Source organism: Marisediminitalea oceani, from assembly GCF_003731635.1.
GTDB lineage: Bacteria > Pseudomonadota > Gammaproteobacteria > Enterobacterales > Alteromonadaceae > Alteromonas > Alteromonas oceani.
Window position 1 is genome coordinate 79,824 of the sequence record NZ_RCUA01000014.1, and the last position, 18,756, is coordinate 98,579.

21 protein-coding genes are annotated in these 18,756 nt (G+C 50.4%); 10 read left to right on the top strand and 11 right to left on the bottom strand.

Going from position 1 to position 18,756, the window contains the following annotated elements; all coding sequences use genetic code 11:
- Nucleotides 1-3: 3 nt before the first annotated feature.
- Both D9T21_RS04550 and D9T21_RS04555 read right to left on the bottom strand, forming a co-directional pair.
- A complete protein-coding gene (locus tag D9T21_RS04550) occupies nucleotides 4-453 on the bottom strand; it encodes a gamma-glutamylcyclotransferase family protein (RefSeq protein WP_164464572.1) in 450 nt (149 codons plus the stop codon).
- A complete protein-coding gene (locus tag D9T21_RS04555; protein ID WP_123323927.1) occupies nucleotides 422-1,063 on the bottom strand; it encodes an MOSC domain-containing protein in 642 nt (213 codons plus the stop codon). Before D9T21_RS04555 ends, D9T21_RS04550 begins: the two co-directional genes overlap by 32 nt.
- Nucleotides 1,064-1,259: 196 nt before the next feature.
- Here D9T21_RS04555 and D9T21_RS04560 point away from each other — a divergent pair, with 196 nt between their 5' ends.
- The 4 genes from D9T21_RS04560 to D9T21_RS22915 all read left to right on the top strand — a co-directional run bounded on the left by D9T21_RS04560 (nucleotide 1,260) and on the right by D9T21_RS22915 (nucleotide 4,243).
- On the top strand, nucleotides 1,260-1,835 hold the full coding sequence (locus tag D9T21_RS04560; protein WP_123323928.1) for an RNA polymerase sigma factor: 576 nt from the start codon (nucleotides 1,260-1,262) through the stop codon (nucleotides 1,833-1,835).
- The gene (locus D9T21_RS04565) at nucleotides 1,828-2,313 is read left to right on the top strand and encodes a hypothetical protein (RefSeq protein ID WP_123323929.1); all 486 of its coding nucleotides are present in this window, start codon (nucleotides 1,828-1,830) and stop codon (nucleotides 2,311-2,313) included. Before D9T21_RS04560 ends, D9T21_RS04565 begins: the two co-directional genes overlap by 8 nt.
- Nucleotides 2,314-2,377: 64 nt before the next feature.
- Nucleotides 2,378-3,304 (top strand): DUF4097 family beta strand repeat-containing protein, encoded by a 927-nt coding sequence (locus tag D9T21_RS04570; protein WP_164464573.1) that lies wholly within the window; start codon nucleotides 2,378-2,380, stop codon nucleotides 3,302-3,304.
- A gap of 687 nt (nucleotides 3,305-3,991) precedes the next feature.
- A complete protein-coding gene (locus D9T21_RS22915) occupies nucleotides 3,992-4,243 on the top strand; it encodes a hypothetical protein (protein ID WP_123323931.1) in 252 nt (83 codons plus the stop codon).
- A 22-nt stretch (nucleotides 4,244-4,265) separates the two neighbouring features.
- On the opposite strand, the gene D9T21_RS04580 is transcribed toward D9T21_RS22915, so the two are convergent.
- Both D9T21_RS04580 and D9T21_RS04585 read right to left on the bottom strand, forming a co-directional pair.
- Complete coding sequence (locus tag D9T21_RS04580; RefSeq protein ID WP_123323932.1) at nucleotides 4,266-5,390, bottom strand: DmpA family aminopeptidase; 1,125 nt, start codon at nucleotides 5,388-5,390, stop codon at nucleotides 4,266-4,268.
- 164 nt (nucleotides 5,391-5,554) lie between these two features.
- On the bottom strand, nucleotides 5,555-6,736 hold the full coding sequence (locus D9T21_RS04585; RefSeq protein WP_123323933.1) for an NHL repeat-containing protein: 1,182 nt from the start codon (nucleotides 6,734-6,736) through the stop codon (nucleotides 5,555-5,557).
- Between the two features lie 150 nt (nucleotides 6,737-6,886).
- Between D9T21_RS04585 and dnaB the strand changes: the two genes are divergently transcribed.
- The 3 genes from dnaB (at nucleotide 6,887) to kynU (ending at nucleotide 10,571) form a co-directional block, all read left to right on the top strand.
- Complete coding sequence (dnaB, locus tag D9T21_RS04590) at nucleotides 6,887-8,275, top strand: replicative DNA helicase (RefSeq protein ID WP_105935178.1); 1,389 nt, start codon at nucleotides 6,887-6,889, stop codon at nucleotides 8,273-8,275.
- 230 nt (nucleotides 8,276-8,505) lie between these two features.
- Nucleotides 8,506-9,339, top strand: coding sequence for an alpha/beta hydrolase family protein (locus D9T21_RS04595; protein ID WP_164464574.1), 834 nt, complete (start codon nucleotides 8,506-8,508; stop codon nucleotides 9,337-9,339).
- A complete protein-coding gene (gene kynU / locus D9T21_RS04600) occupies nucleotides 9,336-10,571 on the top strand; it encodes a kynureninase (protein ID WP_377907622.1) in 1,236 nt (411 codons plus the stop codon). Before D9T21_RS04595 ends, kynU begins: the two co-directional genes overlap by 4 nt.
- A gap of 5 nt (nucleotides 10,572-10,576) precedes the next feature.
- Here kynU and D9T21_RS04605 read toward each other — a convergent pair whose 3' ends face one another.
- Nucleotides 10,577-10,987, bottom strand: a complete 411-nt coding sequence (locus D9T21_RS04605; RefSeq protein ID WP_123323935.1) for a winged helix-turn-helix transcriptional regulator — start codon at nucleotides 10,985-10,987, stop codon at nucleotides 10,577-10,579.
- A 121-nt stretch (nucleotides 10,988-11,108) separates the two neighbouring features.
- Between D9T21_RS04605 and D9T21_RS04610 the strand changes: the two genes are divergently transcribed.
- Nucleotides 11,109-11,972 (top strand): SDR family oxidoreductase, encoded by an 864-nt coding sequence (locus D9T21_RS04610; RefSeq protein ID WP_123323936.1) that lies wholly within the window; start codon nucleotides 11,109-11,111, stop codon nucleotides 11,970-11,972.
- A gap of 65 nt (nucleotides 11,973-12,037) precedes the next feature.
- On the opposite strand, the gene D9T21_RS04615 is transcribed toward D9T21_RS04610, so the two are convergent.
- From D9T21_RS04615 to rsd, 5 genes are all read right to left on the bottom strand, one after another.
- Nucleotides 12,038-13,252 (bottom strand): OmpA family protein, encoded by a 1,215-nt coding sequence (locus D9T21_RS04615; protein ID WP_123323937.1) that lies wholly within the window; start codon nucleotides 13,250-13,252, stop codon nucleotides 12,038-12,040.
- Nucleotides 13,253-13,334: 82 nt separating this feature from the next.
- A complete protein-coding gene (locus tag D9T21_RS04620) occupies nucleotides 13,335-13,775 on the bottom strand; it encodes a secondary thiamine-phosphate synthase enzyme YjbQ (protein ID WP_123323938.1) in 441 nt (146 codons plus the stop codon).
- Nucleotides 13,765-14,229 (bottom strand): chemotaxis protein CheX, encoded by a 465-nt coding sequence (locus D9T21_RS04625; RefSeq protein ID WP_123323939.1) that lies wholly within the window; start codon nucleotides 14,227-14,229, stop codon nucleotides 13,765-13,767. The genes D9T21_RS04620 and D9T21_RS04625 overlap by 11 nt, the downstream gene beginning before the upstream one ends.
- On the bottom strand, nucleotides 14,219-14,692 hold the full coding sequence (locus tag D9T21_RS04630; protein ID WP_105935147.1) for a transcriptional repressor: 474 nt from the start codon (nucleotides 14,690-14,692) through the stop codon (nucleotides 14,219-14,221). The genes D9T21_RS04625 and D9T21_RS04630 overlap by 11 nt, the downstream gene beginning before the upstream one ends.
- A 78-nt stretch (nucleotides 14,693-14,770) precedes the next feature.
- A complete protein-coding gene (gene rsd, locus D9T21_RS04635) occupies nucleotides 14,771-15,235 on the bottom strand; it encodes a sigma D regulator (RefSeq protein ID WP_123323940.1) in 465 nt (154 codons plus the stop codon).
- 205 nt (nucleotides 15,236-15,440) lie between these two features.
- Here rsd and nudC point away from each other — a divergent pair, with 205 nt between their 5' ends.
- Nucleotides 15,441-16,265, top strand: a complete 825-nt coding sequence (gene nudC, locus D9T21_RS04640; protein WP_123324008.1) for an NAD(+) diphosphatase — start codon at nucleotides 15,441-15,443, stop codon at nucleotides 16,263-16,265.
- Between the two features lie 231 nt (nucleotides 16,266-16,496).
- On the top strand, nucleotides 16,497-17,588 hold the full coding sequence (gene hemE, locus D9T21_RS04645) for a uroporphyrinogen decarboxylase (protein ID WP_123323941.1): 1,092 nt from the start codon (nucleotides 16,497-16,499) through the stop codon (nucleotides 17,586-17,588).
- Nucleotides 17,589-17,611: 23 nt separating this feature from the next.
- Here hemE and queG read toward each other — a convergent pair whose 3' ends face one another.
- Nucleotides 17,612-18,754 carry a tRNA epoxyqueuosine(34) reductase QueG gene (queG, locus tag D9T21_RS04650; protein WP_123323942.1) on the bottom strand — a complete coding sequence of 381 codons (1,143 nt, stop codon included), beginning with the start codon at nucleotides 18,752-18,754 and terminating at the stop codon, nucleotides 17,612-17,614.
- Nucleotides 18,755-18,756: the final 2 nt, after the last annotated feature.

Below are 18,756 nucleotides of genomic sequence, written 5' to 3' on the forward strand. Positions count from 1 at the left end.
GGGCTAAGCGTGAAAGCGATGGCTGTATGAGCGAATCACCAGAGGGGCACTGGTATGGGTTGTATAGAGTTGTACCGGACAGGGGCGGCCCTTACCTTGCCGGCGGGTGTAAATCCAGACCTTGATGGCTTTATTGCGTGAACGCAGACAAACGCTTTCCCGTTGGTAGTAGGGGACGTCCTCCCAGTTGTCAGCCGCTTCCAGTTGTTCAGGTGTTAACCAGAGGAGTGAGCCGCGTACGCTTTGGTGCGGCGAAGGCTGGATAAACCGATAGCCGTCGTAGCCCATGCGCAAGCGCCAACCGCGTAAAACCGCAGGTGAGGCGGTGAACTTGCGGCCAAATAAGCGGCGCTGATAGCGCGGCAGCAGCAATGTGCCGTAACAGAATACCGCTGCCGATTTGCGTAGCAGGGCTTGGGGATCAGCGCCCTGCTTTAGCCATGGCTTTTTCACACTTGCCCCGCCACTCATCATCCAGCACCTCAAGGCCAACGTAATCGCTGGCTTTGGCAAAATTGTCGGGGTTGTAAACGCTGCGCATCAGCTCGCCAACGCTAACAGTTTGCGCCGGCCTGCTTTCAAGAGAAACGCTATCGCCGGTATGGATAATGCCGGTTTGCAGTACCCGGTAATACCAGCCGGTAATGCCATGATTGCCGGTAAAACGGTCGAGATTAGGAGTATTAAATCGCTGGTTAATTTTATTACACGGCGCGCGGGGGGCACCCACTTGCACAACCACTTCACCAAAGGTGTAGACATCACCAATCATAACATTTTCATCGGTCATGCCTTCGACGGTGATATTTTCACCAATACTGCCGGCTATAGCTTGCTCAGCAAGAGCCGGATAATGTTGCTTTATTAACTCGTAACCTGCGAGACTGTACTGATGAAGCACTTTTTCCGGGCCGCCATGCAAGCGTTTATTGGCCTGGGTGTCTTCGTTGGTTCTGTCCTGATGAACGGTAAGAAAATAGGCCGGCTGTTTACAGATGGCTGATAGCGCTTTTCTGGGCCCGAGCGGGGCGGGTTTTCCGGCATATAACGCGGCTACTTGCATAATCGTTCCTCTTTAACGGCTGGGGGGAGTATCCCGGCGCCAACCAGTATAGCGAAATTGATAGTAATACTTCAGCCAGCAAAACCGTTTCGTGCAAAAAAATGCTGAAATTTATTTTTGCCATTTAAACCTTTCAGCACAACCGGACGACAAAGCTTTTGACAACACTAAAGATAAGTAAGCAGACACACTCAGTATGACGGTAGAACAGGGAAATGTAGTAAATGCCGAAGCAGCATTTACCCAACATCAACTGCAGCAGCAAATAGAAGCTGCACAGCAGGGCGATATGGTTGCCTATCGGCAATTGTACGACCGGTTTGTAGGCAAGGTGTACGCGTTGAGCTACCGCTTAACCGGCGATGCAGCGATGGCAGAAGATGCCACCCAGGAAGTGTTTGTTCAGGTATGGCAGAAGTTAGGCAATTTTTCCGGAAAGAGCCAGTTTGCCACCTGGCTACACAGCGTGACAGCCAACATCACCATTAGCTATTTGCGCAAGCAAAAAGGTTGGTTAAAAAGAATGTTTTCCATGGAGATGGAAACGGATCAGCAGTTGCTGGCTGAACCGGCAACCGATCTCACGCAACTGGACAAATGTATTGTGAGGTTGCCGGAGCGGGCGCGGCTGGTATTTGTGCTGCACGCAGTAGAAGGTTATCGGCATGAGGAAATTGGTCGCATGCTCAATATGGCAACCGGTACCAGTAAGGCCCAGTATCACCGGGCCAGAACATTATTAGAGGAATGGTTGGGAGAAGGCAGTGAATAATCAACCTGGCAATTTAAAGCAACAACTCGACAAGCTGCCCGAGGATATTAAGCCATCACGGGATTTATGGCAGGGCATCGAACTGGCCATTACTCATGATGCGCCTGCCCAGCCTGCGCGTTCGCGGTGGCCGTTGGCGGCTGCAGCTGGCTTAGTTTTACCGGCAGTACTGGTATGGCTGTTTATGAGCGGTGGGCAGCAACCGGTGGGATCTACCAATCCAACGGTGGTTGCCCAGATGAGTAAACAATTTGAAACTCAGAAAGCTTCACTTCTGGTGGCCTACCAGGACCAGAATGCCGTGGCTGATAACTGGCAGGGGCAGCTGGCTGAACTTGAGTCGGCGGCCGATGCTATTAAGGCTGCACTGGAAAACGATCCGAATAACATGGCGCTTTTGCGAATGCTGCAAAGCGTTTATCAACAACAGATTGACCTGATTGAGCGAGTGCACGCGCCCAAATGGCAACAAATTTAATAGGTGAATTATGCAAACTTTAACGACTAGACGTTTTACAAAAAAATTATGTTGGGGCGCAGCAGTGGCAGGCGTACTGCTTTCTGTAAATGCTTTTGCGCAGGAGAAAATAGACCGGGTGCTGGATACCGACAGCAAGCCATTTGTGGAAATGGAGCACGTGTATGGCAAGGCCGATATTAAGACCTGGGATAAAAATCAGGTAAGAATCACCGGTACCCTGGGAGAACTGACTGAGGAGTTTACCTTCGAAAAACGCGGTAATTCCGTGGTAATCGATGTAGAGGTTAAAAATAATCACTATCGCTGGGAAGATAAAGACGAAGCGAAGGATAATCTAACCGTATATGTACCGGTAGGCAGTCGCTTTGCCTATGAAACGGTAAACGCCAATGTGAAGATAGAAGGACTACAGGGCGGTACCTCAGTTGAAGTCGTGAACGGCGATATTGAGGGCCGTAATTTAGGCGGTAAGGTTAATGTTGAATCTGTTAATGGCGACATAGAGCTCAAAGGGATTACCGGCATGCTGACCGTTGAAGCAGTGAATGGCGATATTGAAGTGGAACATGGCAGCACAGAGTCACTCGAGGTAGTGAGTGTTAACGGTAAAATTGACCTGAAAAGTAACAGCCGGGAAGTGACTGTGGAAACCGTGAACGGTGATTCATCTCTGGAACTGGTTGAGGTGGACGATCTGGAAATGACCTCGGTAAACGGTGATGCGCGGGTATCGATGAGTCTGGCGGATAATGCTGATGTAGAAGTTGATACCGTGGGCGGTAGCATTACATTGAACTTCAGTGGTGATGTGTCAGCCCGCTTTGAACTCGAAGCCCACGCAGGTGGCAGCATTCGCAATCAAATCAACAATAGCAAGGTCAGCAAGGCCAAGTATGGCCCGGGCCAGTGGATAGACTTTACCGAAGGCAGTGGCAACAGCCGGGTAAGAGTCTCCACAGTAAACGGCCGCGTCACTGTTGCTAAATGAATGAGCGACGCAGTCGCTCATTCATCCCGGAGATTTCGTAAGAAATCATCCGGGATCCCCTGAAAAGTCTGGCTCAGCCAAAAGTCCTTTAACTCACTCCCCGGAAGCGCAAAGCGCTATCCGGGATCTCTTTTGTCTGTCATACCGGAAGATACGCAGTATCTATCCGGTATCTCCTGAACAGGCTTACTCATCCAAACGAACATTTACAGGTAACAAGGGTGTTAAGGAGATACCGGCTCGGAGGCCGGTATGACGGGGTAATTTTACAGCCCCAGTAATCTCCACATTTTGTCGGGGTGCCGACTGCACCCAAAGGGGAGGTGGCTCCCCTTTGGAAACCTTCCAGTTCTTAAATCGCGAAAAGCATACTGTAAATGGGCAGGTAAAACCTATCGGCCAGAGAGGGCGTCCTGCCCTCGCTGGCCGGAGTCGTCATCCATGACGCCTCTACGCTTTTACTGAATCTGCCCATTGACAGTATCTCGAGATAACAAGAACCAAAGAAAAAGCCAAAGCGCGCTGACGCGCCTTTATCCGCAGCTACTCGAACATTCCTGAACAGGCTTACTTAGCCAAAAGAACATTTACATGCTGCAAGGCTGTTACGGAAAGAAACGTTACCCCTCGCGATCTCTTTGGAAATCTTTGTTACCCTGACTAGCCTGTTAATCACCTCACAACTTCATGGCAAAACCAAATAAAAAAGGGCCGGTAAAAACCGTCCAGATATCCTGTTTACAATGCAAGGCGCCGCTTTTTAAGTATCGAAAAGGCGGTAAAGGATCACTGGTAAAGTGCTTCAGGGAAAGGATTGTTGAAGACTACACTTCAACACCTTGTCACTGCCCCGGCTGTGGTCAGGAATTTGCCAGGGAGACGCTAATTCGGGGCGTGCCCGCCTATAAAATGATAGGCGGTAAAGTACACATGAAGTGAGGGGCTTTAAATCTGTGGCGGCTTACTGACTCAGCAAGGCTTTAACTTTATCGATGGGTAAAGCCTGGGTTTTACCGTGATGTCCATCCACATCTTCGGCCATCAGTAAACTGTTATAAATAGCCTCTTCGGTGGCTTCTATTACTGCCTGAAACAACGGCGATACTTCGTTGTTCGACAAAGACGGAGCAAGATGAGTACTGTCTTTTTCGCTGCGGCGCAGAGCCTCGGCGGTACTGAACGCGATAACGTAATCGCCGGAGCCGTTAGTCAGACTGGCGCCGGTTCTGGCTACGCCGCCCATAGCGCGCTTCGCAAGGCGGTAGAGGTTACGGTCTGACAGCGGCGCATCAGTGGCAACCACTATCATAATCGAACCGTCTGCTGAGCTATCATTGTTGAGAGTATCTGACAGATAATACTGGCCTAGTTTTTCACCTATCGGCTGACCATCGATTTGCAAAATGCCGCCAAAGTTACTCTGTACCAATACACCAAGGGTATAGCTGCCCAGACTTGCTGGCAGTTTACGACTGCTGGTTCCGATACCGCCTTTAAAACCAAATGCACGGGTACCAGCGCCTGCGCCGACGTTGCCCTCTGCGACAATGCCACTATCAGCACTTTCAATGGCCTGAATAACCCGTTGTGAGGTAACGAACCTCGCTCGGATATCATTAAGGTAGCCATCGTTGGTTTCACCGACCACGGCATTCACCGAGCGCACCTGCTCGTTGCCGGGCTGTTTCAGCGTCCACTCCACCACGCCTGCAATGCCCTCGGCTACATTTAGGGTATTGGTGAGCACAATGGGGGTTTCGATTTCTCCGAGTTCCTGTACCTGGCTGATGCCGGCCATTTTGCCGTAACCGTTGCCCACAAAAACCGCCGCAGGCACTTTGTTCTGGCGTAAATTGCCACTGGCCGGAATGATTGCAGTCACGCCCGTGTGCTGTGCTTTGCCCTGATGCAAGGTTACGTGGCCCACTTTGACACCGGCCACGTCTGTAATGGCGTTGAGCTTACCCGGGGGTAAGACGCCGGGCTTAATGTTTAAGTCTCTGGCCCGAAGCTGTTCGGCATGCGAGACACTGGCTGATAAGAGAGCGATACAGGCAAGGAAATGAATAGCCCATGGATACTTCATTGTGTGATCCCTGATGGATAGGTAAAAACGAAAATACCACCATAGCATAAACCTGGGATAGCTGATTGCGGGAAGTAGGAGAGTGTTTCTTTGAATCTGAGCGGAGAATCGATAAGGACGCTAAGACAGAGCCTTAGTTTGGCTCTGCCTCTGCGTTGAAAGGTTTACGGCATAAGCACCAGTTTCTGCACCCGTCTGCCGGTGGAGACTTCCGAGGTGTAGAGGTTGCCTTTACTGTCGGCCACCACGCTGTGCAACCAGGTAAACTGGCCGGGGTAACGGCCGGGGCGGCCAAAGCTGCCAAGTACTTCATAGGTGTCGTGCCAGAGTACCCAGATTCGGCCGTTCATCATATCGGCCACATACATGTACTTGTTGTCTGGGGAAAACGCCACATCGGTGGCAGTGCCAAGGCCCATGGTGTCACCTGCGATCACTAAATCCCGCACGAAAACAGCTTTACCGCTGGCATCGTTTTTAAACACCTGCAGGCGATTATTACGCCGGTCGCACACGTAAATCAGGCCATTATCTGACTTTGTTACACAGTGCACTATATCGCCAAAGTTAGGTGCATCGGTGTTGATGTTATCAGCACCCGCGGTGGCCTGTGATACATCAAAGTCACCTGCGCGGGTGCCGCCACCGGGGATGGAGGCATAGGCGCCCCAATATTGCGAAAACGCATTGTCGTTGGTGTGAAAACCAATGATACGCTTATTAATATAGCCATCGGCGATGACGACTTCATTGGTATGGGTATCGTGATAGATATCCGCAGGATTACCCAGCGACTCTTTGCTTTGGTTACCCTCTGTACTGTTGCGCTTACCAAACTGGCGAATGAATCTACCCTCCGCCGTAAAATTAAGTACCACGTGATCGCCCTTGCCGTTGCCGCCCAGCCAAACTGTATTGTTATCGTCGACAAATAAGCCGTGCACGGTTTGTGGCCACTGGTTAACACCGTCAATCTCTGGCGCAATGGACTCGCCGCCCCAGCTGTTTTTCACTTGTCCGGTTGGGGAAATTTGCACCACATGGGGAGCGGCTTCACAGCAAACACCGGTAGGCGGCGTTTGTTCCAGTGCCAAATCCAGCGGACTCAGCGAGTTGGGGCGGTGCAGTAACCACAGGTTATCGGCCTTATCCACCGCCAAGCCGGGCACTTGTCCGATAATCCAGGTATCGGGTAAATCAGGCCAGCTGGCATCCACTTTAAATTCTGGCATCGGGCGCGACGCGCCTGGTTCAGGGTAACTTTCCAGCGCTACCAGTGTCTCACTGGCAGTCGCACAGATTGAAACAAGCCCGGAAATTAGCAGTAATAACGACGTTTTCTTCATGACATTCCTGTTTGGCGAGCGGCCTTTGTTTTGAACTTTAGTATATAGGCTTCGCCATGATAAAGGATCATTTTCCCTTAACAAACGATGCAAGCAGGCGCTAAATATCGCATAATAACCTCCTTGCAAATTATTCAGGTATATCGTCAGGTGAAAGTTGTTCCGGCCAGTTCCGATAAAAGCGTAGAAAAACTCAAGGTGCCGCCGCACAGCATTGAAGCTGAGCAGGCCGTGCTGGGCAGTATGCTTATCGATCCGGAATCCTGGGATAAGGTGTCTGAACTGGTAACAGATGCCGAGTTTTATAACCGCTCCCATCAAATCGTGTTTAAGGCGATCCTTGATTTGCTGGCGCAGAGTCAGCCGGTTGACCTGATTACCGTATCTGAATTACTTGAAAATAACGACCAGCTCGAAGACGCAGGTGGCTTTGCCTATTTAGGAGAACTGGCCCGCAACACGCCAAGTTCTGCCAACGTCACCGCCTATGCGAAGATTATCCGTGAGCGGGCTATTACCCGGGAGTTGATTGGTGTAGCTAACGAAATCGCCGAAGTTGGTTACAATCCGGAAGGCCGCGACAGCGCTGATATTCTGGATATGGCCGAGAGCAAAGTGTTTGAGATTGCTGAACGGCGCACCGGGGCCTCTGAAGGGCCTCAGAGCATCGAGTCGGTGCTGGGTAAAACCATCGACCGTCTTGAAGCACTGATCAAAGACAACCGGGAAGTAACCGGGGTGACTACCGGGTTTTCCGATCTGGATAAAAAAACCAGTGGTATGCAGCCTTCCGATCTGATTATCGTTGCCGCTCGTCCTTCAATGGGTAAAACCACCTTTGCTATGAACCTGGCAGAAAATGCCATGCTGGCGGAAGACAAACCGGTACTGGTATTCAGTTTAGAGATGCCATCGGAACAGATCATGATGCGTATGCTGGCATCACTCAGCCGGGTGGATCAAACCAAGATCCGTACCGCACAGCTCGATGACGAGGACTGGGCGCGTATTTCAAACACCATGGCGATGCTCAAAGAAAAAGACAATATCTATGTGGATGACTCCTCTGGTCTGACGCCAATGGACGTGCGTAGCCGCGCCAGAAAGCTGGCCCGGGAACGGGGCGGACTGAGCATGATCATGGTGGATTACCTGCAACTTATGCGGGTGCCTTCCTTAAGTGATAACCGTACGCTGGAAATTGCGGAGATTTCACGCTCTCTTAAAGCGCTGGCTAAAGAGCTCAACATCCCGGTAATTGCGCTTTCACAGCTAAACCGGAGCCTGGAACAACGGGCCGATAAACGCCCGGTTAACTCGGATCTGCGGGAATCGGGCTCGATTGAGCAGGATGCCGACTTGATCATGTTCATTTATCGTGACGAGGTGTATCACGAAAACAGTGAAGATAAAGGCGTGGCCGAAATCATCATCGGTAAGCAGCGTAACGGTCCTATCGGAACTTGTCGCCTGACCTTCCAGGGCCAGTTCTCGCGCTTCGATAATTACGCCGGTCCAGCTGTACCTGACGAGTATTAAACGTCAGGACATTAAAGCCTGTCGCAGAACGCCTTAGCTATTTGAAGAACTATCAGCAGTGGCCACGTGTAAGCTTTGATCTGTTATTTGCTCGCTTACTGCGCCACGCTTCCACTGACCACGTATATTGCACACGTCTGCATTAGCCGCTACTCTGATGACCGCTTAATCCCCGCGAAAAGCCAGGGGGTACCGTGAGAATCAAATACAGAGCAGAAGAGAAGCCATTTATGATAAGAATAATTAGCCTGCTGACGGCACTGGTGGTTCTACAGGCATGTCAGACAAGCCCGCAACGTTCAGCGGAAAAGCCTAAGAATGTGCCGTACGGTGAAGTGATGAGTCAGCGCTATCAGATAGCGGCGTCTAACATCACCTACGCAGACAGTAACCTGCAACGTATTTACTATTGGCCGGCTCAGTCCAAAACCCAAAGTGCACTTATTTTTATCCATGGTGGTTGCTGGCTGAATGCTTATGATTACACCCATGCCCGGGGCCTGTTCACGGCGCTGGCAAAACAAGGCGTAGCTACCTTTGCCATTGAGTATCGCCGGACAGGTGATGCTGGTGGCGGCTGGCCGGGCACGCTAACAGATATTCAACAGGCCTTGCCGGCAGTTAAACAATGGCTGAATGAAAAAGCTCTGGGTGACGTTCCGGTTTACCTGGCTGGTCACTCGGCAGGCGGGCATCTGGCCCTGCTGGCTGCGCAGTCTGTGACGTTCCCGATAGAAAAAGTCATCGGCCTGGCTGCCATTACCGATCCCGCTACTTATGCCAAAGGTGCTAACAGTTGTCAGACGGCGACGCCGCAATTTTTTAACGGTATGCCAGATGAACTCGCCGAGGCATATGCGGCTGCCACACCGAATGTTGCGAGTATCGAGGCGCCGGTAATTCTGCTTCAGGGCGATGCCGATGCCATCGTACCAGTTACTCAGGGTCAGCTGGCGGGCAGTGAAGTTATTATCAGCGAAGGGGCCGGTCACTTCGACTGGTTACACAGCCAGACCCCGGCTTATCAGCTGTTGCTGGAGCAATTACTGGAGGGAGCTGAATGATGCTGTCCATCGCACAGAATCTCGATGAGCAAGACATTCTCGCTCCACTACGCGAGCAGTTCTATATTCCAGCGAACACCATTTATCTCGATGGTAATTCACTCGGGCCTTTACCCGTTGCAGCCAAAGAGCGTGCTATCGACGTTGTGAATCAGCAGTGGGGTGATGACCTTATCACCAGCTGGAACAAACACGCCTGGATTGATTTGCCCCGCCAGTGTGGCGAGCTGATTGCGCCGGTTATTGGCGCCGCTCCCGGACAGGTTATTTGCTGCGACTCGATATCGGTAAACTTATTCAAGGTGCTCAGCGGTGCCCTACGAATGCAGGCAGGGCGCAACAAAGTACTAACCACAGCAGATAATTTCCCTACCGACATTTATGTTATTGAGGGGCTTAAACAACAGTTGGGTGAGGCGAATTGCGAGCTGGTGCTATGCGAGGAAAGTGATATCGAAGCGCAACTGGATGAAAGTATCGCTATTCTGTTACTCACCCAGGTGAATTTCAGGAGCGGGCGATTGCTGGATATGCAGAGGATCACTGAGTTAGCTCATGCAAGGGGCATTCTGGTGGTCTGGGATCTGGCCCATTCTGCCGGCGCGCTGCCAGTGAAGCTCGATGACTGCAAAGTGGATTTTGCCGTAGGATGCACCTACAAATACCTAAATGGCGGCCCTGGCGCACCGGCATTTATTTATGTGGCTGAGCGTCATCAGAGCGCTTTTCAGCAACCGCTTAGCGGCTGGATGGGGCACGCCACACCTTTTAGCTTTGACTCAGCTTACACGCCCGTAGCCGGAGTGAAGCAAAACCTCTCCGGCACGCCGGCAGTAATAGCTATGAGTGTGCTGGAAGCGGCACTTAAGCTTTGGTCAAACGTAGACATGCTGCAAGTGAGACAGAAATCCATGGCCATGGGCGAGTTTTTTCTGGAGTGCCTTAAAGCCTGCGGACTGGATGAGGATTTTACTTGTGTGTCGCCAGACGCAGCTACAGAAAGGGGCAGTCAGCTGGCCTTTCAGCATGAACACGCCTATGCGATTTGCCAGGCCTGGATTGATGCTGGCGTGATCGCCGACTTCAGAGCGCCAGACCTGCTCAGAATTGGCTTTACGCCGCTGTATATTAGTTTTGAGGAGCTGTGGCTTGCAGCAGAGAAGCTGCAAAAAATTGTCAGCGAACAAACCTATTTAGCACCGAAGTACCAGCAAAAACTGGCTGTGACTTAACTCCATTAGCGATAACGCTGAGTATACTTATCCCGCGCATTTAAAATTGGATTGATATTGACTTCAATCCAGTTCACCAGCTCTTCAACCCGCTTTGCTACCTCGCGGCCGGACTCTGTCAGACTGTAGTCTACATGCGGCGGGATAACAGGATGCGCGGTGCGCAATACAAAACCATCAGCTTCCAGAGCGTGAAGGGTCTGAGAAAGCATTTTCTCACTCACTCCGGTGATGGATTTACGAAGTTCGCTGAAACGGTGAGTTCCCCGCAGGAGGGCAAATAAGACCAGCACTCCCCATCGGCTGGTGACATCTTGTAATACACCACGAGAAGGGCAACCGCTGGCCAACACATTCCCTCGCTGAAATTTGTCTGTCAGTGTAGGCTCTGAGGTGCTTTTTACGCTGTTATTCATCGTTCAAATCCCGTTATTAATAGTAAATTTAATACTTACTAAAAGGTGTGTACTTTCTTTTGGTAAGTATGGGCGCAAAATAGTCACTAATCCAGCGTAATGACTAACCAAGGAGTATCTTATGATTGCTGTGACTGGTGCTACCGGCCAATTAGGCCGGCTTGTGATTCAATATTTACTGAAAGGGCGGGATGCCAGCCAAATTGTGGCCATTGTACGCAACCCGGAAAAAGCGAAAGAGCTGAAGGCGCAGGGGATTGTGGTTCGTACCGCGGACTATTCATCACCTGAAGCTTTAAAGACAGCCCTTACCGGGGTAGACAAACTGCTGTTAATTTCTTCCAGTGAGGTAGGACAGCGCCTGCCACAACATCAAAACGTCATTGACGCGGCGCAACACGCAGGTGTAAACCTGCTAGCCTACACCAGCCTATTGAAAGTAAATGACTCGCCTTTAATGCTGGGAGCCGAGCATAAGGAAACAGAATCCTACCTGCAGCAAAGTGGTATAGATTTTGTGTTGCTGCGAAATGGCTGGTACACCGAAAACTATCTCGCAAGTATAGCGCCAGCCCTCGAAAATGGTGGCTTTATTGGCAGCGCCAAAGAAGGGCTTATCAGCTCTGCTGCTCGTGAAGACTATGCTGAAGCGGCTGCAAAGGTATTACTGAGCGGTGAACCTCAGGCCGGAAGGGTCTACGAATTGGCTGGCGACGAGAGTTATACTCTGGCTCAGCTGGCCAGTGTCATTAGAGAGGAGGCCGGTAAAACTATCCCATACATTGATTTGCCGCCCGCGGAGTTCACTGCTGCATTACAACAAGCCGGATTGCCGGCGCCTCTGGCAGACATGCTGGCTGATTCAGATGCCGGAGCTGCTCAGGGGGCGTTATTTGATGATAGTAAAACGTTGAGTCAGTTACTGGGGCATCCTACCCGCACACTACGAGAACTGGTTAAAGCGGGTTTGCCTCCAATCCGATAACGGGCTTCTCAAACAAAAACGCCTGCAATCGCAGGCGTTTTTTTACTCATCGGATAGGTTAAAGCTTATTGAGCTGGGACTTCGATAGTCTCGCTTACTTTAACTTCAATACGACGGTTAATGTGGTGTGCTTCTTTGGTGTTAGCTGTATCTAACAGGCGCTCTTCACCGTAACCCACAGTGTCTAAACGGCTTGCATCGATGTCGTACTGGTTCACCAATACTGATTTCAGTGCATTAGCGCGGCGCAGAGACAAGTCTTTGTTGTACGGTGCGGCGCCTGGCGCTGAAGAGTGGCCTTCAATAGTAGCTGAAGTGCTACCGTAACGGCTCAGGAACTCGGCCAGATCAACGATTTGCGGATCGCTGGTGTCTTCAATGTCGGCACTGTTGTTAGCAAACAGGATACGTACCTCAATGGATACTTCTTTATCGGTGAAAACGGTACAGCCGTTAGGATGAACCTTATCGCCTTCTGGCGTATCCGGACAAGCATCCTGACTGTCGATAACACCGTCATTATCTGAGTCGGGCTCAATTGCACAGCCTACCCCGTCAACGGCCACACCGGCACGAGTATTCGGGCACTGGTCCTGGCTGTTAATAACGCCGTCACCATCTTTATCCGCGTTACAGCCCATGCTGTCTACTACAGTACCAGAAGGCGTTCCAGGGCATTTGTCCAGAGAATCCACCACGCCATCGTAGTCTGAGTCAGCCGGTGCTGCTGTGGTCATCGGCGCAGGCGTTGGCTCTGAATAGCTTGAGGTACTGCCGAAAGTGTAAGAGACACCCAGCTTCACGCTATAGTCGTATAAATTGTCGCTCAGATCGCGGTAGGCCGCAATTTCACTGATAACGGCAACATCGTCGTTAACGGCCCAATGTTTACCCATACCGTAACCCAGCATTTGGTAATCATCGCCGACGTCCTGATGGTATAAACCACCGAAAACATAGAAAAGGTCGTCCTGGAAGAAGTACATGGCATCAACACCCAACATCGGGCCGCTTTCATCGCTGCCGCCATTGGTACCATCTAAATCAAGATACGAAGCTGAAATTCTTGCAGCCCAGCTTTCATCGAAACGGAAACCGTATTCAGCCCCCAGACCAAAACCATCATCCAGCTGTCCGGTCGGCTCTGGTTTGCCTTCGTCCGTGCTGTAGTAGAGCCCATAGATACCGGCCCAGTCTTTCGCTTCTGATTCCTGAGCGAATGACGGAGCAGAAACTAAGCCTGCGGCAATGAGTGCGAGAGTAATAGTTGATTTTTTCATTATTGACTTCCTGTGTTGGTAATAAAGTGTGTCCTGTAGCTCTATGCTAAAGCTGTGCCAGCATTAAACTATAGTTTAACAATTATACGCCTGACTGGCCCTGGAGAGTAGCAATAATTGAGCGTGAGCCCCCGCTGTCGCGGTGTTCGCCGAGGATGATACCTTGCCAGGTTCCGAGCGCCAGTCGTCCTTGTTGTACGGGGATGGTTAACTGACATCCCATGAGGCTGCTTTTGATATGAGCGGGCATATCATCAGGCCCTTCGTAAGTATGAATGAAATACGGTGTGTTTTCTTTAACTGTATGATTAAAAAAGGATTCTAAATCTTTCCTTACCGAGGGATCGGCATTTTCGTTAATGGTTAAACTGGCGCTGGTATGTTGCAGCATAAGGTGCAACAACCCCACCTCAACGTCACGAATCTGCGGTAACGCGCTGGTGATTGAATCGGTAATTAAATGAAAGCCTCTGGGGTGAGGTGGTAGGGTAATTTTTTCAGAGTACCAGTAATTATTTATCAAAGCAGATTTCCAGGTACGCTTTTCCGAGATCGTGGTTAAACGGCAAAATAATCTTCGGTCCGTCTACCTGATGGCTTATGCTGTGTTGCTTTCCAGAGACAACAACCGGCGTAGCCATACCAAACTCATAACCTTTCTCGGCCAGATCGCGCTTGGCGTTACCACAAATCATGTTGGTAATTTCGCCTACCATGTCGGCAACTTCTGCATCAATTTCACTGGACGCTTCGCCCAGCATGTTTTGCATGATGCTCAGAATTAACCCTTCATCGAAGGTGATGGACATTGAGCCTTTAACATTGGGCCCTACCATGCCAATTAATCCTGATACGTCGCCGTGGGCCACATCATCACTTTTTTTCTTGGGTTTACCAGGGGTTAGCGTGGTCTGAGCCATAGTTTCTAAAACGTTTAGCAGACCGCCGATAAAAGGGTTTACGAACTCAGCATTCATGTTGTTCCTCTCCCAGTGTAGTTGACTCACTCTCCTGACAATCTGCACAAAGGCCGTGGGCTTCAATGGTTTGCTTGGAAATTTTGAAGCCGTGTTGTTTTGCCTGGTTATCCAGGGTTTCTTTCAAACCTTCAGACTGTATCTCTGAGACGTCACCACAACTGTCGCAAATTAGAAACTGTACCGGGTGATGGCAACCAAAATGATAACAGGCCACAAACGCATTCGTGGACTCAAGACGATGGATCAGGCCAAAGTCGAGCAGAAAATCCAGTGCCCGGTATACGGTTGCCGGTTTGGCGCTGGACTCGGTTTCTTTCAGGCCGTCGAGCAGCTCGTAGGCACCCATGGGGCCGTGCTTCTCCAGCATGAGTTCATACACTTTTTCCCTTAGTGGGGTAAATCGTGCTCCCCGTTGCTCACAGTAGGCTCTTGCTTTACTTATTATAGTGCTATTTTTCATGCTGAATTTTAATAATTTTGATACGAATTAGTGGCATAAGAAATTATGATAACTGTTTAAGGACCAGGACGCTAACTGCTACCCGGTGACAGAGTCGTTGACGAGGCCATGCATCCTCTGGATTAACCTGTCTTCCAATTCGAAGCGGTCATCCAGGGCTTCCCCTAATTGAGTAATGGCGACTTCAAACTCCCCGGTATTCTGTGCGTTAAAGCCTTCGGCATATTGATCGTTAAAATCCAGCGCCTGGTCGGTAGTCGCGCTGATTTTCGGAAATAACTCCTGCTTCAGGGCTTGTCCATCGGCATCATCGCTCACCAGCATTTCGTATACCTCAAAATGGCCTACCGACAGGTAATCCATAAGCAATGCGCAAAATTCGTTTACCTCGGCTTCATCAGGCAGAGTATTGGCTGATTGGTAATTGACCCCGGCTAAATGGCAATACTGGATCAGTAACTGCCGGCGTTCATCCAGCCAGTTATCAATGGTTTTATTCGCGCCGCCCCAGCGTTGCCGGGCTATTTCTACCTGATTTAACACTCTGAACTTCCTCATGAGGTTATCATCAATCTAATTTGAGTATAACACTGCCTCAGAGTCTCACAAATGACAGTCGGAAATAATTCAACTTAACCATCTAAAGGATAATAGAAATTAACTGTGCAGTAAGTAAAAAGGCAGCGCTTCTTGGCTCAATTAAATGCCACTGTGTTAGGATATACTCAACGTCGTAATGGTAGCTGATATGTTAAAGTTTACAGGAAACTCCATAGTGCAGCCGGGTCACTGGCTTATCTTCAATCGCGATCAGTTGCTGGTGCCTGAAGAAGGGGAACTGCTGCCATTAATGAGTTGGTCAGATTTGCCTTTCTTGCATCATTATCAGGATCAGATTCACCACCTGCATGCCGCTGACTTACCGCTCTCTCATCCGTTATATATAATCGACCTGGGTGCCGAGAATATCAGTGCTGCCGGTTGGCGCAATGCCGGTTTACGGGAATTAATGACCAGTGAGCCGCCGGTAACTTATGAAACCCTGTCCCGGGCCTGGCAATATGTACACTTTCAGCGCACGCATCGATTTTGTGGCCGCTGTGGCTCACCTACCCAGCCCGTGGATTGGGAGATGGCAGTACAGTGCCATCAGTGTGGGCACCGTTGCTACCCGCGTGTTTCGCCGTGCACGATTGTGGCGGTTTACCGCGGTAAAGAAATTCTGTTAGCCAGAGGTGTGCGTCACAGTAACCCCAAAATGTATTCGATTATTGCCGGCTTTGTTGAAAGCGGCGAAAGTGTCGAACAGGCTACGCACCGGGAAGTTGGTGAAGAGGTGGGAGTTAAAATTAAAAACCTGGAATACTTTGGCAGCCAGGCATGGCCATTCCCGCATTCACTGATGATGGGTTACATCGCCGAATATGACAGTGGCGATATTGTTATTGATGAAAAAGAAATTGTTGATGCAGACTGGTATCACATTGATAACCTGCCAATGCTGCCACCTAAACTGTCGATTGCGGGCAAGATTCTCGAAGCATTAATTGAGCGTCTTCGCCAGGCGCCTTAATCCGTAAAAATGCAATAAAAAACCCCGCAAAGTGCGGGGTTTGAGTATGTTTAGCTGAGGGCCCGTTGGCGAGCTTCTGTATTTATGCTTATTAGTAGTAGCAAAGCATTTGCGATAAATCAAGTAAATCGCTGCAATTTTCATCAGGCTGTTCATTTATACGCATCATTCGCCAAATCTTGCTATACTCGCCGCCAATTTTTTGTAGTGTAATTGATTCCGGGGATCCCCATGGCAGAAACCAATGGCAGCCTTGAGCGCCCAGCTTTAAAAAATGACCGCTATCTGCGTGCGTTGCTCAAGCAACCTGTAGACGTAACGCCGGTATGGATGATGCGTCAGGCTGGTCGTTATTTACCAGAATATAAAGCCACCCGCGCCGTTGCCGGCGACTTTATGTCGTTGTGTAAAAACGCCGAACTCGCTTGCGAAGTAACCTTGCAACCACTGCGTCGTTTCCCGTTGGACGCTGCTATCCTGTTTTCGGATATTCTTACCATTCCTGACGCAATGGGACTGGGCTTATATTTTGAAACCGGTGAAGGTCCGCGTTTTGAACGCCCGATTACCTGTAAAGCCGATGTCGACCGTATTGGTGTACCTGATCCAGAAGGCGAGCTTCAGTATGTGATGAACGCCGTGCGTACCATTCGCCGTGAGCTTAAAGGCGATGTGCCGCTGATCGGTTTTTCCGGCAGTCCGTGGACACTGGCAACCTATATGGTTGAAGGTGGTTCGAGCAAGGCATTTACCAAAATTAAGAAAATGGCGTTTGCTGAGCCGCAGGTATTGCACGCGCTGCTGGGCAAACTGGCAGACTCTGTAACCAGCTACTTAAATGCACAAATTGCCGCCGGTGCACAATCAGTAATGGTGTTTGATACCTGGGGCGGCGTGTTGTCACCACGGGATTACAAAGAATTCTCGCTACAATATATGCAGCGTATTGTGGAAGGCTTAACCCGTGAGAGCGAAGGACGTCGCGTTCCGGTCACGCTGTTTACTAAAAACGGCGGCATGTGGCTGGAAGCGATCGCAGCAACCGGCTGTGATGCAGTAGGTCTCGACTGGACCATCGATATTGCTGAGGCAAAAGCCCGGGTTGGCGACAAAGTTGCCCTGCAAGGCAATATGGACCCGTCGATGTTATATGCACCACCAGCGCGTATCGAGCAGGAAGTCGGCGATATTCTGGCTGGCTTTGGTGAAGGAACCGGCCACGTTTTCAACCTTGGTCACGGTATTCACCTGGACGTGCCGCCTGAGCACGCCGGTGTGTTTGTGGATGCAGTACACCGCTTAAGCGCCCAGTATCACAAGTAAAAGCGTAAACCTGCCGCGTGACGTTATGCGTCGCGCGGCAATCCTTTCTCAATAGTTCGGGTTAACCTGGCTAACTGGCGGTTCTCGTCACTGCTCGCTTGCTGCTTACGGAGTTGTTGCTCGAGCGCCCACTCTAAATGGGGCGAAACCAGCTCGCAGGCTTCATCTTTCGCGGCATTTAGCGCTGCAATATAATCTTCTGAATACGGTGCATTGCCGATAGCAACGCACAGATTTCGCTGCCATTTTGCATAACCAATGCGACGAATGGGCGAGCCTTCGGTGTTTTGCAAAAAAGTATTTTCGTCCCACTTAAATAAGGTCAGTAGTGATTGCCCGTGCAACACCTGGCGGGGATGAAAATCACTTTCTGTCGTGATCGGGGCATAGCGATTCCACGGACAAACCAACTGACAATCATCGCAACCGTAAATACGATTACCCATGGCCGCTCGTAACTCCTCGGGGATAACGCCGTTATATTCTATGGTCAGATACGAAATGCAGCGTCTGGCGTCTACCTGATAGGGCGCAACGATGGCCTGGGTGGGGCACATGGTCATACAGGCGGTGCAGGTACCACAGTTTTCTTCCACCGGCTCATCTACCGGTAGTGGCAGATTAATAAATAACTCACCAAGGAAAAACCACGAACCAGCTTGTTTATTCAGGGTAAGAGAGTGCTTGCCAGTCCAGCCCAGTCCGGCTTTTTCGGCTATGGCATGTTCCAGTACCGGTGCCGAATCCACAAACGGACGGTACTGGGTATCTGCCAGCCGTTCACTGATCTGCTCGCCAAGCTGTTTGAGCTTTTTGCGTAATACCTTGTGATAATCGCGGCCCAGGGCATAGCGGGAGATGTAGGCAATGTCGCCGTCTTTAAGATGGCGGGCAAATGATGCATCAGGAGGGAGGTAGTCCATTCTTACGGAGATTACCCGAACGGTGCCCGGCACCAATTCTGCCGGCCGTGCCCGCTTCATTCCATGGCTGGCCATGTAGTCCATTTCGCCGTGATACTGGTTATCCAGCCACTGTTGCAGGGCATATTCATGCTGACTAAGATCAATATCACTGATACCAACCTGCTGAAAGCCTAGCGCAACGGCCCAAGCCTTGATATCGTCTACCAAATTGACCAGATCTATCGATTGTAAAGTGGACATGT

What these genes read in the sequence shown, in the direction of transcription:
- D9T21_RS04555 (WP_123323927.1), bottom strand. Translation starts at nt 1,063, where the DNA reads ATGCAAGTAGCCGCGTTATATGCCGGAAAACCCGCCCCGCTCGGGCCC.
- D9T21_RS04560 (WP_123323928.1), top strand. Translation starts at nt 1,260, where the DNA reads ATGACGGTAGAACAGGGAAATGTAGTAAATGCCGAAGCAGCATTTACC.
- D9T21_RS22915 (WP_123323931.1), top strand. Translation starts at nt 3,992, where the DNA reads ATGGCAAAACCAAATAAAAAAGGGCCGGTAAAAACCGTCCAGATATCC.
- D9T21_RS04580 (WP_123323932.1), bottom strand. Translation starts at nt 5,390, where the DNA reads ATGAAGTATCCATGGGCTATTCATTTCCTTGCCTGTATCGCTCTCTTA.
- D9T21_RS04585 (WP_123323933.1), bottom strand. Translation starts at nt 6,736, where the DNA reads ATGAAGAAAACGTCGTTATTACTGCTAATTTCCGGGCTTGTTTCAATC.
- D9T21_RS04595 (WP_164464574.1), top strand. Translation starts at nt 8,506, where the DNA reads ATGATAAGAATAATTAGCCTGCTGACGGCACTGGTGGTTCTACAGGCA.
- kynU (WP_377907622.1), top strand. Translation starts at nt 9,336, where the DNA reads ATGATGCTGTCCATCGCACAGAATCTCGATGAGCAAGACATTCTCGCT.
- D9T21_RS04605 (WP_123323935.1), bottom strand. Translation starts at nt 10,987, where the DNA reads ATGAATAACAGCGTAAAAAGCACCTCAGAGCCTACACTGACAGACAAA.
- D9T21_RS04610 (WP_123323936.1), top strand. Translation starts at nt 11,109, where the DNA reads ATGATTGCTGTGACTGGTGCTACCGGCCAATTAGGCCGGCTTGTGATT.
- D9T21_RS04615 (WP_123323937.1), bottom strand. Translation starts at nt 13,252, where the DNA reads ATGAAAAAATCAACTATTACTCTCGCACTCATTGCCGCAGGCTTAGTT.
- D9T21_RS04625 (WP_123323939.1), bottom strand. Translation starts at nt 14,229, where the DNA reads ATGAATGCTGAGTTCGTAAACCCTTTTATCGGCGGTCTGCTAAACGTT.
- D9T21_RS04630 (WP_105935147.1), bottom strand. Translation starts at nt 14,692, where the DNA reads ATGAAAAATAGCACTATAATAAGTAAAGCAAGAGCCTACTGTGAGCAA.
- nudC (WP_123324008.1), top strand. Translation starts at nt 15,441, where the DNA reads ATGTTAAAGTTTACAGGAAACTCCATAGTGCAGCCGGGTCACTGGCTT.
- hemE (WP_123323941.1), top strand. Translation starts at nt 16,497, where the DNA reads ATGGCAGAAACCAATGGCAGCCTTGAGCGCCCAGCTTTAAAAAATGAC.
- queG (WP_123323942.1), bottom strand. Translation starts at nt 18,754, where the DNA reads ATGTCCACTTTACAATCGATAGATCTGGTCAATTTGGTAGACGATATC.